Below are 14123 nucleotides of genomic sequence, written 5' to 3'. Positions count from 1 at the left end.
CCCTCCCTACAACCGCCGCCCCGCCTCCGTGACCCCCATCGCGTCGTACAGCGCCTGAGCCGCCCGCAGGTGCCGGGACGCCGTCCTGCCGTCGCCCAGGGCCTCGGCCGCCTCGGCCATGCCGTGCAGGGCGCGGGCGATTTCGATGCGGTAGCCGAGGCGGGTGGCCAGTTCGTGGGCGCGGCGGTGGAGTTCCATGGCGCGGTCGGCCGCTCCCGCCCGCAGGTGGACCGCGCCCACCACGTTCACCACCGACGACTGGCGCAGGACCGTGCCGCCGGTGGCGACCAGGTCCAGGGCGCGCTCGGCGTGTTCCGCGGCCAGGGTCACCTCGCCGAAGCGCTGGCAGACGCGGGCCCAGTGGGCGAGGACGAAGGCCACGTTGCCCGGCTGGCGGGACTCGTCGCACAGTTCGAGCGCCTGGGACAGGCAGGCCCGGGCCCGTTCGTCCTCGCCGAGGCCGAAGTGGGCCAGCGCCAGCCAGGCCAGCGAGGAGATCTCGTGGTTGCGTTCGCCGAGGCGCCGGTTCAGCTCGGTGGCGCGGGCGGCGAGCGAGGCGCCTTCGGCGTAGTGGCCCGACCAGGTCTGTACGGTGCTGAGGTTGACCAGCGCCTCCGCCTCCGCCCGGTCCATGCCCAGCTCCCGGTGCAGGGCGATGCCCTGGGCGAGGTAGGCGCGGGCCTCGTCGAAGTCGCCGAGCGCCCCGTGCAGCAGGCCGAGCACCTCGATGCTGAAGGCGCGGGTGCGCGGATCGGTGCCGTGGACGAGTTCCAGGGCCTCCTGGGCGGTGGTGATGCCGTCGTGGAAGTCGCCGAGCCACCACTGGCCCACGGCCAGGTTGCACAGGCTCAGGCTCAGCAGCACCGGGTCGTCGAGCTGCCGGCAGGCGGTCACCGCGACCCGGTTGACGACCCGGAACTCCTGGTAGTGGCCGCGCAGATGGAGGTAGAAGAGCACGTTGCGGGCGAGGAGCGCGGCGGTGCGGTGCATGCCGTGCGTGCCCGCCTGGGCGACGACCGCGAGCAGCGCCTCGTGCTCCCGGTCGAACCAGCACAGCGCCTGCTCGTCGTCGTCCAGGCGCGGCAGTTCGGCCGCGCCCGGCTCGGGCACGTCGCCGTAGCGGTTGCGGCCGGGGAAGAGGATCTCGCAGGCCTGGTCGGTGGCGAGCGTGTAGTACGTGACGAGCCGCTCGACCGCGCCCTCCGCGTCGTCCTCCGCCTCCCGCACGCTCATCGCGTACGTCCGCACCAGGTCGTGGAAGCCGTACAGCCCCGCCTCGTGCTGTTCCAGCAGATGCGCGTCGAGCAGGTCCTCCAGGACGTCCTCGGCGTCATGGGCGGCGGCGCCGAGCAGGGCGGCGGCCGAGTGGACGTCGATGGCGCTGCCGGGGTGCAGCCCGAGCAGCCGGAAGGCGGCGCGCTGCTCCTGCTCCATGGCCTGGTACGACAGCCGGAGCGTGGCCTCGACGCTGCGCTCCCCCGCGCTCAGCTCACGCAGCCGCCGGGTCTCGTCGGCGAGCCGGTCGACCAGGTACTGCACGGTCCAGCGGGGCCGGTTGCGCAGCCGGGCGGTGGTGACGCGCAGCGCGAGGGGCAGCCCGCCGCACAGGCCGGCGAGCCGGGCGACGGCCTGGGGTTCGGCGCCGGTGCGGTCGGCGCCGAGCATGCGGGTGAGCAGGGTGACGCTGTCGTCGGCGGAGAGCAGTCCGAGGGAGAGCCACTCGGCGCCGTCGAGGTCGAGCATGCGGACCCGGCCGGTGAGGACGGCGAGGCAGTCCTCGGAGGCGGGCAGCAGGGGCCGTACCTGGGCGGCGCCCGCGGCGTTGTCGAGGACGAGCAGCAGCTTCCGCTGCGCGGAAACGGTTCTCCACAAGGTGGTACGCCGTTCCAGGTCGTCCGGAATGCGCTCGTCGGGGACGCCCAGGGTGCGCAGCAGCGAGTGCAGCACGGCGCCCGGTTCCTGGGCCTTCTCGCCGGGGCTGAAACCGCGCAGGTCGACGAAGAGCTGCCCGTCGGGGTAGTCGGCGGCGAGCAGATGGGCGGCGTGCACGGCGAGGGCGGTCTTGCCGCTGCCGCCCATGCCGTCCACCCCGATGATCCGGGTGCCCCCGCTCGCCGGGGCCCGGCCCACCTCGAGCAGGCGGGCCAGTTCCTCGTCCCGGCCGGTGAAGTCGGGCAGGTCGTAGGGCAGGGTGCAGGGCGCGGCCTCGGGACCGGTGGTCCGGGCGAGCGGGGCCGGCAGCAGCAGGGCGGCGCGGTCGGCCACGGACTGCGGCAGGCGGGGGGCGACCTCGGGGCTGTCGCGCAGGATCGCCTCGTACAGCCCGGTCAGTTCGACGCCCGGGTCGATGCCCAGCTCCTCCACGAGCAGCTCGCGCACCCGGCCGAACTCCTCCAGCGCCTCCGCCTGCCGGCCGGCCCGGTACAGGGCCAGCATCAGGCGGCCGCGCAGGGTCTCCCGCAGCGGGTGCGCGGTCACCAGCTCCCGGAGCGGGCCGATGAGTTCGCCGGACTGGCCGCGTTCGAGCTGGAGCTCGTAGTACTGCTCGGCGATCGCCATGTGGCGCTCCTCCAGCGCCAGGGAGGCGGCGGAGATCACCGTGCCGCCGGCGCCGGCCATGACCGGGCCGCGCCACAGGTCCAGGCAGGCCCGCAGATGGCCGACCGCCTCCTCGGGCCGGCCGTCGGCCATCGCCTGCCGGGCCTGCCGGGACCACTGTCCGAACTCGTGCAGGTCCAGCTGGTGTTCGCCGAGGACGGCGCGGTATCCGGGGCCGTCCGTGACGATCAGCCGGGAGCCGTCCGGGACGCGGGTGCGCAGCGCGGCGACGGCCTTGCGGACCTGGTGGCCCGCGGTCTGCGGCGGCTCCTCGTCCCAGGCGGCGGTCACCAGCCGGCTGAGCGGCACCATCCGGCCCTGCTCCAGCAGCAGGGTGACGAGCACCCGTTCCTGTGTGGGGCTGCCCAGTCGCACCCGGTGCTCACCGTGCCAGCCTTCCAGCGGGCCGAGGATGTTGAACCGTACGACAGGATGGCCCAATGCCGCCGATTCCACGTACCGTTCCCCCCGCTACGTTTCGTCGCCCAGCCCGAGACGTTCGGGCCAATCCTAGGTTGTACCCGAGCCGGCAGGCGCGTGAAGGCTTCTCCACGCTACCGCCCGACGTCTCTCGGTACGAGCCGGACGGGCGCTGTTTTCAAGCCAGTTGAAGCAGGGCCGGGCCCATGTCCGGGGCAAGTGCCGGATCGTGGCGGAGGATGGCGCTCTCCACCTTGCGCAGCGCCGGGGACGGCTCGATGCCCAGTTCCGTGTCGAGCCGGCCGCGCATGCGCCGGAAGACGTCGAGGGCGTCGGCCTGGCGGCCCGAGCCGTACAGGGCGACCATCAGCTGCTCGCAGAAGCGTTCGCGCAGCGGGTGGTTGGTGTGCGCCTCGGCCAGTTCGGCGAGCACGGCCGCGTGGTGGCCGAGCCGCAGCTCGGCGTCGAAGCGCAGCTCCATGGCGCGCATCCGGTACTCCTCGTAGCGGGCCCCGGCCAGCTGGCACAGGGTTCCGCCGGGGAAGCCGCCGAAGACGGGACCGCGCCACAGGCCGAGCGCCTCGCCGAGCAGCCGGGCCACGCGCGCCGCGTCGTCGGGCGACGCCGACTCCGCCTGCCGTACCGCCCCGACGAACTCGGCCGCGTCCAGCTCCCCGTCACTGACGACGAGCCGGTAGCCGGAGGGGTGGATGGTGACCCGGGAGGCCGGCCGGTCCGGCTCCAGCGCGCGCAGCTTGCGGCGCAGCCTGCTGACGTGCGCCTGCAGCGCGTTCGCCTGGTTGTCGGGTACGGCCTCGCCCCACATCTCCTCGACCAGGCTCTCCCCCGACACCGGGCGGCTCTCGCTGACCAGCAGGGTCTGCACGAGGACGCGCTGCAGATCGCCGGAGATCTCCGCGGGCCCGGACACGGTGCGGATCTGCAGTGCCCCGAGGATCGAGAACTTCAGCATCTGACTCGGCCTCCTGTCGACGTCGCTGGCGTCGTCGTCCTGATTCCGGCGACGTATCAACAGTGGGGCGCGGCTCTACCGGTTCGTTCCCGATCCGTTCCCGGTGACCAGCTCCGTCAGGGAGGTCACCCGCTGGGCCGCCACCTCGGGCGAGTCCGCGTGCACGACGAGATGCCCGGGGCGCAGCGAGTCCGGTGGTGACACGTGCCGCACGTGCGGCAGCACGCCGACCTCCCCGGTCTCCAGCCGCCACGGCGGGTTCAGCACGGCCGCCGCCGCGTACCGGCCCGGCCGGACCGTGTCCACCAGCCGGCCGGCCAGCACCGCCACGGCCCCGGCCGCCAGCTCGAACCCGCCCGCGACCTCGAGCAGCTCCGGCACCGGGTCCCTGGCCAGTTCCGCACGGCAGCCGGTGATCACCGGCCCGCGGGCGGTCAGCACGACGTTCGTGTGCGCCGGCCCGTACTGGTATCCGGTCAGGTCCAGCAGGGCGGTCACCACGGCCCGCACCTCGGCCGCGGTGTCCTCCGTCAGCGGCGCCGGGTACAGCAGCCCGTACGGCATGCGGGCCGTGATCCCCACGGTCTGGTGCATCCCGTGCACGCTGAGCGTCTCCACGCTGAGCCGCGTGCCGCCGGCGGCGGGCCCGGCGGCGTCCGGCGACAGCCGGTTGTCACGCACGAGCCGCCGTACGGCCTCCGGGTCGGCGAGCACCCGCAGGGACCGGGCCGGGTTGACGAACAGCCCGGCCGCGGCGGCCTCGTCCAGTACGGGCCGCAGCGCCCGCTCGTCGAGCGGGTCGGCCTCGGCGGACCGGACCTGGACACCGGTCCGCGCGGCTTCACGGAGGAGACGCCGGTCCGGGTTCAGCAGGAAGATCCGGCGAACGTCGTTGTCTTCTTTCATGCCTCTGCTCGGGGGGAGGAGTCGGCGAGGGTGGAAAGGCAGGCTACGAACGGCGGTTACCGATCCGGTCCCGGTCGGTTCCCGAGGAGAGGAAGGCCAACCATGCCGCGGGGCTGACGGTGAGGTGGGGGGTGGTGGGGGTTTTGGAGTCACGGATGTGGATGGCGGTGGGGTGGAGAGCCACTTCGAGGCATTCGCCGCCCTCGCCGTCGCTGTGGGTGGACTTGTGCCAGGTGTAGGCGAGTTCGACGCATTCACCGCCTTCGCCGCTGCTGTAGCTGGACTTGAACCACGTGTGGTTCCTGATGCTCATAGCTCCTCCAGCTTCTGCGCGATCAGGGAGCGGGACTCCATGGGACTGAGCGCCATTGCGCGCATGATCCCATAGCGGTCGGCGACCTTCCGGACCTCCTCCCGGTCGGTGACGAGCTGCGGGAAGCCCTGGGCCTCCATGTAGGCCACCTGTCCATGCCCCTTGGGGACCAGAAGGTTGAACGCGCTGTCCAGATTGGGGTGTTCCTCGCAGCGCGTCGGCATCACCTGGATCTCGACGTTGCGCATGTCGCCTACCCGCAGCAAATTGCACAGCTGGTCCCTGAAGATGGCTACCCCTCCGATCGGCCGATCCAGCAGGACTTCCTCAAGCACGTAGCTCACGATGGGTGGGGGCCACCGGTCGAAGACCTGCTGCCGGGAGAGCCTGTCGGCCACCCGCTTCTCGATGGTCTCCTCACTCAGGAACGGGCGCCGCTGCCGGAATACGGCCTGAGCGTAGGACTTGGTCTGCAAGAGGCCCGGCATCGCCTGATTCGCATAGAAGTGCAGCTCCACCGCCTCCGCCTCCATCGCCGCATAGCTCCGGTACCACTCCGGATGTCGCGTCCGCGCCCTGCTCATGGCCTCCTCCACCTGCGGGATGACCTCGATGAACAGCCCGCCCGCGTTGAGGAAGTCGTCCGCCTTCTTCAGGAACTCCGGCCTCGGCGTCCGGACCCCTCGTTCCATGGCCGAGATCTGGTCGGGGCCGTACCCCACCAGATCTCCGAACTCCCGTTGGTTCAGCCCCGCCTTCTCCCTCAGCAACTTCAACTGCTTACCCAGTACGACGAAGACAGTCGCCGATCCGTTGGCCTCGGCGGGCGTCTCCGGCCTCCGTTCCTCCACCGTCACCTCCGACTCCCGTACACCAAACCTTTCGCACCCGTACGACTACGCTCAGTCGCAAGGCATCCCCTGGTCAGCGTAGGGAGAACCGACCACTCTCGGTGACGTGAACGCAGAAATCTCCACCCCCGCAACTGACGCCACCGAACTCTTCCAGCGCCTCAGTGCCACGCCTCTCGGCGCGCGGCTGGCCCGTCGGCTCACCGCTCAGCAGCTCGCCACCTGGGGGTATCCCCATGACAGCGACCAGAACGGCACCGCTCAGCTGCTGGTGTCGGAGCTGGCGGCGAACGCCGTCACCCACGGTCGCGTGCCCGGCCGGGACTTCGAGTTGCGGCTGCGGCTGCCGGCGGAGAAGGACACCTTGCGTATCGAGGTGAGCGACGCCCGGGGGGACAAGGCGCCGCGGTTCCTGGAGGGCGGGGCGGAGGACGAGCACGGGCGTGGGCTCGTGATCGTCCTCGTCCTCTCGGCGCGGTGGGGCGTCACCGAGCGCACCGTCGGCAAGACGGTCTGGGCGGAACTCCCGCTCAGCCCGCGGCAGCGGCGACCGTGTCGGCGAACGCCCGTGCCGGAGGGCTGAGGGCGTCCCAGCGGCGGACGGCCCAGCCGACGGGCAGGGGCCGCAGGCCGGGCAGCGGGACGAGCCGCAGCTCGCCCACCACCGGCACGGGAAGGCCGGGTACGGCGGGGACGACGGCCCGGCCCACGCCCAGCTCGGCGAGGAGCAGTGCCGTGTCCCAGTCGGCGACGCTCGTGTCGTAGGTGAAGCGGACGCCCAGCTCGGTGCAGGCCGCGTCGAGGTGGACGGCCGAGGTGGAGTTCGGGGGCAGCCGGATGAGCCGTACGCCGGTGAGGTCGGCCGCGTCGAGGCGGGTGCGCCCGGCGAGGGGGTCGTCGGCGGCGACGGCGAGCACCCAGGGCAGTTCGGCGACCGTCCGCTGCTCGATGCCGCGCACCGGGGAGCCGACGGTGATCCAGGCAAGGTCCAGGGTGCCGTCGGCGAGGGCGTCGAAGGTGCCGCGTCCCGAACTGACCGTGCGGAACTCCAGGCTGACCCGGGGGTGGCGGCGGCGGAAGGCGACCACCGCCTCGGACATGAAGTGCCGGACGGTGGTGGCGCCGGTGGCGACGCGGACGTACCCGCTGTGGCCGTCCACCAGGTCGCGCAGTCGCCGTACGGCGATGTCGAGTCCGGAGATGCCCTCCGCGGCGGCGGCTTCCAGTATCCGCCCGGCCTGGGTCGGCAGGACGCCCCTGGGCAGCCGTTCCAGCAGCGCGACCCCCGTCTCCCGCTCCAGGCGCTTGACGTGCTGGCTGACGGCGGACTGGGTGCAGCCGAGGTCCCGGGCGACGGAACTGAGGCTGCCGGCGCGGCACACGGCCACGAACACACGGAGGTCGTCGAGGGTCACAACACCCAAGCTGTCCCTTGGGTCTGGACAGCAAACCCAAGGATTGACTGGATGTCAGGGGCCGTACGAGGATCACTGACGGGACACGGCCGGCCCGGGCGGCAACCCGCTCCGCGCGCGAGGAGCGGGTGCCGACCCTCAGGTGAGGGTCCTCGGCCTGCTCAGGGCCCGGTGTCCGGGCCGTACAGGGCCTCCACCTCGGTCGCGAAGTCGGCCGTGATCTGCGCGCGGCGCAGTTTCATCGACGGGGTGAGGTGCCCGGCCTCCTCGGTGAAGTCCGTCGGCAGGACGGTGAAGCGGCGGATGGACTCGGGGCGGGACACCAGCTTGTTGGCCTCGTCGATGGCACGCTGCAGGACAGCCTCCAGCTCCGGGTCGCCGACGAGCAGTTCGGGCGGCACCGGGTGCTTGCCGATCATCTGGCGCCAGTGCACGATGCCGTCGGGGTCGAGCGTGATGAGGGCCGCGATGTACGGGCGGTCGTCGCCGACCAGCATCACCTGGGAGATCAGCGGGTGCTGGCGCAGCCAGTTCTCCAGCGGCGCCGGGGCCACCGACTTGCCGCCCGAGGTGATCAGCAGCTCCTTCTTGCGGCCGGTGATGGTCAGATAGCCCTCGTCGTCCAGCTCGCCGAGGTCGCCGGTCGGCAGCCAGCCGTCCCGGGTCGCGGGGACGACGCCGCCGGCCTGCGGGTCCCAGTAGCCGCGCAGCACATGGTCGCCGGAGACGAGGATCTCGCCGTCGGCGGCGATGCGCACGCGGGTGCCGGGCAGCGGCCAGCCGACCGTGCCCAGGCGGGGTTTGAGCGGCGGGGTGACGGTCGTGGCGGCGGTGGTCTCGGTCAGGCCGTAGCCCTCGAAGATCTCGATGCCGGCGCCCGCGTAGAACGCGGCGAGGCGCCGGCCGAGCGGGGAGCCGCCGCAGATGACGTGCCGCACCCGGCCGCCCATGGCGGTGCGGATCTTGCGGTAGACCAGCGGGTCGTAGAAGGTGCGCGCCGTCTTCAGGGAGCGGCCCGGACCGCTGCCGGCGCCGGTCTGCCGGGCCTCCAGCGCCTCGCCGTAGCGGACGGCGACCGCCGCGGCCCGGTCGAAGACCGCGCCCCGGCCGCTCGACTCGGCCTTCGCGCGGGCCGAGTTGTAGATCTTCTCCAGCATGTACGGGATGGTCAGCAGGCAGGTCGGCCTGAAGGCGGCGAGGTCCGGCAGCAGATCCTCGGCGGCCAGGCTCGGTGCGTGTCCGAGGCGGACCCGGGCCCGGACGCAGGCGATGGCCACCATGCGCCCGAAGACATGGGACATCGGCAGGAAGAGCAGGACGGACGGGATCTCGTCCTTGGCCTTGAAGACCGGGTGGAGCAGTTCGACGGCGTTGTCGACCTCGGCGAAGAAGTTGCCGTGCGAGAGCGCGCAGCCCTTGGGGCGGCCGGTGGTGCCGGAGGTGTAGATGAGGGTGGCGATGGTGTCGGGGCCCAGCATGCCGCGCCGTACGGCGACTTCCGCGTCCGGCACCTGCACACCGGCCTCGGCGAGCCGGGTCACGTGGTCCTTCTCCATCACCCACAGATGGCGCAGGTCGGGCAGGTGCTGGAGTTCGGGGCCGATGGCGGCGGCCTGGGCGGCGGTCTCGGTGATCAGGGCGACCGCGCCGGAGTCGTGCAGGATCCACCGGGTCTGGAACACCGAGGAGGTGGGGTAGACCGGCACGGTGACCAGGCCGGCGGCCCAGGCGGCGAAGTCGAGCAGCGTCCACTCGTACCGCGTACGCGCCATGACGGCGATCCGGTCGCCCGGCGTCAGCCCCTCGGCGATCAGCCCCTTGGCCACGGCGAGGACCTGTTCGGCGAAGTGGGCGGCCGTGACGTCCCGCCAGCGGCCGTCGTGTTGCCTGCGGCTGAGCACCACGGCGGCGGGGGCGGCGTCCGCGTTGTCGAACGGCAGGTCCGCGAGCGAGCCGTGCTTGACCGGGGGTGCGAACGGCGGCACGGACACCTCCCGCACGGCGCCGTCCAGCCGCTGGACCCAGGGCTCCACGAGGACCGGCCGGCCGTCGTAGTCGGTGGCGGAGACGGTGGGCCCGGGGGACACGGGGGTGTTCGGGAACGGGCTGGACACGGGCGGCTCCTGTGGCGTACGTGCACCTGCGGCGCCTCGACGAAAAAGGGGTTACCGCAGGTTAGGGAGGTGATGGTACGGGTCGGCCGTGAGGGGGTTGTGCGGGTTCGGGGGTGGTCCGGGGCCGGGGGTGTGCAACCTCGGGGGTTATGCGAGGGAGGCTCACGTTTGAGCGCCGACTCCCTTGTGACGTAGCATTACCGCCGGTAACTTACTCCAGAGTAAGCGGTGGGGGCAGGACATGACAGCCGACGGTCTCGGCTTGCTACTGGTACGCGGCGCGCTGCGATCCCCGTTCAAACGGCCCTCCCCCGGGGCCGGCTTCCCCCGCACCCGGCTGGTGCGGCCCGGTGTACGGGTCGACCAGCACCGGCTGGCCGCCTACGAGCGCGTCTGCGGCTTCCCCACCGACCACGGCGACCTCCCGGTCACCTATCCGCACGTCCTCGGCTTCCCCCTGGCCATGCGGCTGATGACCGACCCGGCCTTCCCGCTGCCCCTGCTCGGTCTCGTCCACACGTCGATCGAGATCACCCGGCACGCCCCGCTCCCGGCGGCCGGGGAGTACGAACTCGCCGTGCGCATCGAGGGCCTGGCCCCGCACCGGCGCGGCACCGAAGTCACGGTGGCCACCGACATGCGGGCCGCCGGACAGGTCGTATGGGAGTCGCGCAGCACGTATCTCGCGCGGCACCGGACCAGCGGGGCCGCCGGCGCCCGGGACGAGCAGCCGGGCCCGCTGCCCGTCGTCGCCGAGTGGCGGCTGGGCGGGGACATCGGGCGGCGGTACGGCGCCGTGTCCGGCGACCGCAATCCCATCCATCTGTACCCGTTCACCGCCCGGCTCTTCGGCTTTCCCCGGGTCATCGCGCACGGGATGTGGACGGCGGCCCGCTGTCTGGCGGCGGACGCCTCCGGCGGGACACGGGTGCGGGTCCGGTTCCTGGCGCCGGTGCTGCTGCCCGGGGTGGTGGCTTACGGGGCGGACCGCTCCGGCCGGTTCGAGCTGCGGGGTGACGACGGCCGGCTGCACCTGTGCGGTGAGGTGAGCTAGGCGCCGCCGGGGTGCTCTGCGGTCGCCGGCGGCGTCCACCGGCGGCCGGACAGCAGACCGCCCAGTCCCGACCACGCGAAGTTCATCAGGGTGGCCGCCGCCTGGCTCGCGGTGACACCGGGCGTCGCGTTGGCCCACGCGGCCAGCGACTCCGCCGCGCCCACCAGTGCCTCGGCCAGGCCCGCGACCTCGCGCTCGGGCAGGTCGGGGTCGCCGTGGGCCTGTCGTGCCGCGGCCGCGAACAGCCGGGTCACGAACGCGACGATCTCCGCGCGCATCGCGGCGACCTCGGCCGCGAAGGGCTCCCCGTGCGTACGGGCCTGCAGGTGCAGCACGGACCAGGCGTCGGGGTGCTCGGCGGTGTGCGCGAAGAACGCCCGGAGGCCGTCCCAGAGTTGCCGGTCGGCGGGCAGGTCGTTGCGGATCCCGGCGCGCACGGCCTCCGTCAGGGCGGCGGCCTCACGCCGGACGCAGGCGGTGAAGAGGTCTTCCTTGGAGTTCAGGTAGAGATAGACCAACGGCTTGGAGACACCGGCGAGTTCGGCTATCTCGTCCATGGAGGCGGCCGTGTAGCCGCGCCGGCCGAAAATCCGTACCGCGGCGTCGAGCATCTGCTGCTCGCGCACCGCCCGCGGCATCCGCCTGGTCCTCGCCCCGCCCATGGGGGCAAGACTAGTTGGACGCGGCTGCGCCGCCCTGCGCCCGCGCGGCGTCGTCGGCGATGTCCTCCTGGCTGCGGTTGGCGTCCAGGTTGGCCTTCATCCGGTCCACCCTGTTCACGATCTGCACCGAGGCGCGCTCCCGCTCCTTGCGCAGCACCACCCAGCTGATCGGCGCCGAGAGGATCAGGGCGAGCAGCAGCACCCACAGGCCGTTGGAGTCGCCGAAGCCGCGCGGGAAGATGCCGGAGTAGACGGCTCCCCAGACGACGACGAGGCAGCCGGCGAAGATGCCGAGGCGCATCAGCGTGTAGCGGAGCATCTCAATCCAGTCGTCCGATTCCAAACAGGGTCATCGTCCAGTGAAGCATGACAGACAACAGATCTTGCAGGGGGGTCGGCAGCGGGGCGTCAGCGCAGCGGCAGGAGCATGATCACGTCGTCGCGGTCGTCGCCGGGCGCCACCCGGATGGCTCCGGGGACGCGGCCGACCTCCTTGTAGCCGCAGGAGCCGTAGAACCGCTCCAGGCCGAGGCCGCCCCGGCAGGTGAGCCGTATCGCGTCCATGCCGTCGAAACCGCGGGCCGCGTCCGCTGCGGCGGCCAGCAGGTCGCGGCCGTACCCCTTGCCCTGGTGCTTCGGGTGGACCATCACCGTGTAGAGCCACACCCAGTGCCGCATCAGTCGGTGGGTGTTGAAGGCGAAGAACGCGGTCGCGGCCGGCGCGCCCGTCTCGTCGCACCCGACGAGCAGCCGGTGCCGTCCCTCGGCCATGGCCACGAAGTGCTTCACCAGCTCGGGCCGGACGTCCTCCCGGCTCACCGGCGGCACGAAGCCGACGGCGCCGCCCGCGTCGGAGACGTCCGTCCACAGATCGAGGATGCCGTCGCGCAGCGCAGGGGTGATGGCGGGATCCAGGGTGAAGGTAAGTGGCATACGGCGATACTAACCATTACCCCAGGGCGCGCGCAGCCACTTTCAGGTCGGCCACCAGCCCCTCGTACGCGGCCCTGCGGTCCTCGTCCTGCGCCCGCAGCACGGACGACGGATGGACGGTCGGCACCAGCCGCTCGGGCCGGCCGTGGATCTCCCGTTCCAGTACGGACCCGCGCACCTCGCCCACCCGGAACGAGGACCCGAGCAGCGCCTTGCCCGCGGTGGCGCCGAGGACGACGATCAGCTCGGGTTCGACGACCGCCAGCTCCGCCGCGAGCCACGGCCCGCAGGCCGTCATCTCCCGCAGGCTCGGCGCCTTGTGGATCCGGCGCTTGCGCGGCTCGGCCTGGGTGAACTTGAAGTGCTTGACCGCGTTGGTCACATAGGCGTCCCCCGGGTCGATCCCGGCCTCGGCGAGCGCCTTGTCGAGCAGCTTGCCGGCCGGGCCGACGAACGGCTTGCCCTGCCGGTCCTCCTGGTCGCCGGGCTGCTCCCCGACGAGCATCACGCGCGCGTGCGCGTTGCCCGCGCCGAACACCGTCTGGGTGGCGTTCTCGTGCAGCGGGCAACCACGGCAGTCGGCCGCGGCCTTGCGCAGGGCCGCGAGACCGGCGCCTTCCGGGACGAAGGGCTCCGCCGTGTAGGCGTCCTCGGGGGCCTTGGTGACAGCCATGGCCCCCGGGTACCCCCGCTGAAAAGTCAGACGCGCATCGGCTGGGGCGAGTCCCGGCGCGCCGGGTCGGGGCCGTCGTACTCGCGGATGATCTCGTACCGGGTGTTGCGCTCCACCGGACGGAAGCCGGCGTCGCGGATCAGCTCCAGCAGGTCCTCGCGGGTCAGCTTGTTCGGCGTGCCGAAGTTGTCCGCGTCGTGGGTGATCTTGTACTCGACGACCGAGCCGTCCATGTCGTCCGCCCCGTGCTGCAGGGCCAGCTGGGCGGTCTGCACCCCGTGCATCACCCAGAAGACCTTCACGTGCGGGACGTTGTCGAACAGCAGCCGCGACACCGCGAACGTCTTCAGCGCCTCGGCGCCGGTCGCCATCGTCGTACGGGCCTGAAGGCGGTTGCGGACCTTGCCGTCCTTCATGTCCACGAAGTCGTGCTGGTAGCGCAGCGGGATGAAGACCTGGAAGCCGCCGGTCTCGTCCTGCAGCTCGCGCAGCCGCAGCACGTGGTCGACCCGGTGGCGGGGCTCCTCGATGTGGCCGTACAGCATGGTGCACGGGGTCTTCAGACCCTTCTCGTGCGCCAGGCGGTGGATGCGGGACCAGTCCTCCCAGTGGGTCTTGTGGTCCACGATGTGCTGCCGGACCTCCCAGTCGAAGATCTCCGCGCCGCCACCGGTCAGCGACTCCAGGCCCGCGTCGATCAGCTCGTCGAGGATCTCGCTCGCGCTCAGCCCGGAGATGGTCTCGAAGTGGTGGATCTCGGTCGCCGTGAACGCCTTCAGCGACACGTTCGGCAGGGCCTTCTTCAGCTCCCTGAGCGAGCGCGGGTAGTAGCGCCACGGCAGGTTCGGGTGCAGGCCGTTGACGATGTGCAGCTCGGTGAGGTTCTCCGACTCCATCGCCTGGGCGAGCTTCACCGCCTCCTCGATGCGCATCGTGTACGCGTCCTTCTCCCCCGGCTTGCGCTGGAAGGAGCAGTAGGCGCAGGAGGCCGTGCACACGTTGGTCATGTTGAGATGCCGGTTGACGTTGAAGTGCACGACGTCACCGTTCTTGCGGGTGCGCACCTCGTGCGCGAGGCCGCCGAGCCACGCCAAGTCGTCCGACTCGTACAGCGCGACGCCGTCCTCGCGGGTCAGCCGCTCACCGGAGCGGACCTTCTCCTCCAGCTCGCGCTTGAGCCCGACGTCCATGCCAACACGCCCTTTCTACGA

The 14123-nt window shown here is 72.0% G+C and carries 14 protein-coding genes; 2 read left to right on the top strand and 12 right to left on the bottom strand.

The features are described from left to right. Positions 1–6 precede the first annotated feature (6 nt). The 5 genes from AB0950_RS33760 to AB0950_RS33740 form a co-directional block, all read right to left on the bottom strand. Positions 7–3054 (bottom strand): BTAD domain-containing putative transcriptional regulator, encoded by a 3048-nt coding sequence (locus AB0950_RS33760; protein ID WP_360159488.1) that lies wholly within the window; start codon positions 3052–3054, stop codon positions 7–9. A gap of 142 nt (positions 3055–3196) precedes the next feature. Continuing rightward, positions 3197–3991, bottom strand: coding sequence for an AfsR/SARP family transcriptional regulator (locus tag AB0950_RS33755; RefSeq protein ID WP_360159485.1), 795 nt, complete (start codon positions 3989–3991; stop codon positions 3197–3199). A gap of 75 nt (positions 3992–4066) precedes the next feature. Beyond that, positions 4067–4897 carry a hypothetical protein gene (locus tag AB0950_RS33750; RefSeq protein ID WP_360159483.1) on the bottom strand — a complete coding sequence of 277 codons (831 nt, stop codon included), beginning with the start codon at positions 4895–4897 and terminating at the stop codon, positions 4067–4069. Between the two features lie 43 nt (positions 4898–4940). Next, complete coding sequence (locus AB0950_RS33745) at positions 4941–5210, bottom strand: DUF397 domain-containing protein (RefSeq protein WP_366780128.1); 270 nt, start codon at positions 5208–5210, stop codon at positions 4941–4943. Continuing rightward, positions 5207–6061 (bottom strand): helix-turn-helix transcriptional regulator, encoded by an 855-nt coding sequence (locus AB0950_RS33740; protein WP_360159616.1) that lies wholly within the window; start codon positions 6059–6061, stop codon positions 5207–5209. The genes AB0950_RS33745 and AB0950_RS33740 overlap by 4 nt, the downstream gene beginning before the upstream one ends. A gap of 106 nt (positions 6062–6167) precedes the next feature. Here AB0950_RS33740 and AB0950_RS33735 point away from each other — a divergent pair, with 106 nt between their 5' ends. After that, on the top strand, positions 6168–6644 hold the full coding sequence (locus tag AB0950_RS33735) for an ATP-binding protein (protein WP_366780127.1): 477 nt from the start codon (positions 6168–6170) through the stop codon (positions 6642–6644). Here AB0950_RS33735 and AB0950_RS33730 read toward each other — a convergent pair. Then, positions 6592–7476, bottom strand: a complete 885-nt coding sequence (locus AB0950_RS33730) for a LysR family transcriptional regulator (protein WP_360159474.1) — start codon at positions 7474–7476, stop codon at positions 6592–6594. The genes AB0950_RS33735 and AB0950_RS33730 overlap by 53 nt on opposite strands. Before the next feature lie 161 nt (positions 7477–7637). Then, on the bottom strand, positions 7638–9563 hold the full coding sequence (locus AB0950_RS33725) for an AMP-dependent synthetase/ligase (RefSeq protein ID WP_366780157.1): 1926 nt from the start codon (positions 9561–9563) through the stop codon (positions 7638–7640). A 268-nt stretch (positions 9564–9831) separates the two neighbouring features. On the opposite strand from AB0950_RS33725, the gene AB0950_RS33720 reads away from it, so the two are divergent. Continuing rightward, a complete protein-coding gene (locus AB0950_RS33720) occupies positions 9832–10644 on the top strand; it encodes a MaoC/PaaZ C-terminal domain-containing protein (RefSeq protein WP_366780126.1) in 813 nt (270 codons plus the stop codon). Here the strand turns inward: AB0950_RS33720 and AB0950_RS33715 are convergent. From AB0950_RS33715 to mqnE, 5 genes are all read right to left on the bottom strand, one after another. After that, complete coding sequence (locus tag AB0950_RS33715; RefSeq protein ID WP_360159468.1) at positions 10641–11306, bottom strand: TetR/AcrR family transcriptional regulator; 666 nt, start codon at positions 11304–11306, stop codon at positions 10641–10643. The genes AB0950_RS33720 and AB0950_RS33715 overlap by 4 nt on opposite strands. A 10-nt stretch (positions 11307–11316) precedes the next feature. Beyond that, on the bottom strand, positions 11317–11625 hold the full coding sequence (locus tag AB0950_RS33710) for a DUF4229 domain-containing protein (protein WP_360159465.1): 309 nt from the start codon (positions 11623–11625) through the stop codon (positions 11317–11319). An 89-nt stretch (positions 11626–11714) separates the two neighbouring features. Beyond that, on the bottom strand, positions 11715–12239 hold the full coding sequence (locus AB0950_RS33705; protein WP_360159462.1) for a GNAT family N-acetyltransferase: 525 nt from the start codon (positions 12237–12239) through the stop codon (positions 11715–11717). A gap of 16 nt (positions 12240–12255) precedes the next feature. Next, on the bottom strand, positions 12256–12912 hold the full coding sequence (locus AB0950_RS33700) for a UdgX family uracil-DNA binding protein (protein ID WP_360159459.1): 657 nt from the start codon (positions 12910–12912) through the stop codon (positions 12256–12258). 26 nt (positions 12913–12938) lie between these two features. Further along, positions 12939–14102 carry an aminofutalosine synthase MqnE gene (gene mqnE / locus AB0950_RS33695; protein WP_360159456.1) on the bottom strand — a complete coding sequence of 388 codons (1164 nt, stop codon included), beginning with the start codon at positions 14100–14102 and terminating at the stop codon, positions 12939–12941. Between the last annotated feature and the right edge of the window lie 21 nt (positions 14103–14123).

Origin of the sequence: Streptomyces sp. NPDC007189 (genome assembly GCF_040703635.1) — a bacterium.
In the GTDB taxonomy this organism is placed as follows: Bacteria; Actinomycetota; Actinomycetes; order Streptomycetales; family Streptomycetaceae; genus Streptomyces.
This window is presented reverse-complemented; position numbering and strand designations above follow the sequence as displayed.

Excerpts from the sequence above, each read along its gene's own strand:
- AB0950_RS33720 (WP_366780126.1), top strand. The coding sequence starts at position 9,832 with ATGACAGCCGACGGTCTCGGCTTGCTACTGGTACGCGGCGCGCTGCGA.
- AB0950_RS33755 (WP_360159485.1), bottom strand. The coding sequence starts at position 3,991 with ATGCTGAAGTTCTCGATCCTCGGGGCACTGCAGATCCGCACCGTGTCC.
- AB0950_RS33700 (WP_360159459.1), bottom strand. The coding sequence starts at position 12,912 with ATGGCTGTCACCAAGGCCCCCGAGGACGCCTACACGGCGGAGCCCTTC.
- AB0950_RS33715 (WP_360159468.1), bottom strand. The coding sequence starts at position 11,306 with ATGGGCGGGGCGAGGACCAGGCGGATGCCGCGGGCGGTGCGCGAGCAG.
- AB0950_RS33705 (WP_360159462.1), bottom strand. The coding sequence starts at position 12,239 with ATGCCACTTACCTTCACCCTGGATCCCGCCATCACCCCTGCGCTGCGC.
- AB0950_RS33710 (WP_360159465.1), bottom strand. The coding sequence starts at position 11,625 with ATGCTCCGCTACACGCTGATGCGCCTCGGCATCTTCGCCGGCTGCCTC.
- AB0950_RS33750 (WP_360159483.1), bottom strand. The coding sequence starts at position 4,897 with ATGAAAGAAGACAACGACGTTCGCCGGATCTTCCTGCTGAACCCGGAC.
- mqnE (WP_360159456.1), bottom strand. The coding sequence starts at position 14,102 with ATGGACGTCGGGCTCAAGCGCGAGCTGGAGGAGAAGGTCCGCTCCGGT.
- AB0950_RS33745 (WP_366780128.1), bottom strand. The coding sequence starts at position 5,210 with ATGAGCATCAGGAACCACACGTGGTTCAAGTCCAGCTACAGCAGCGGC.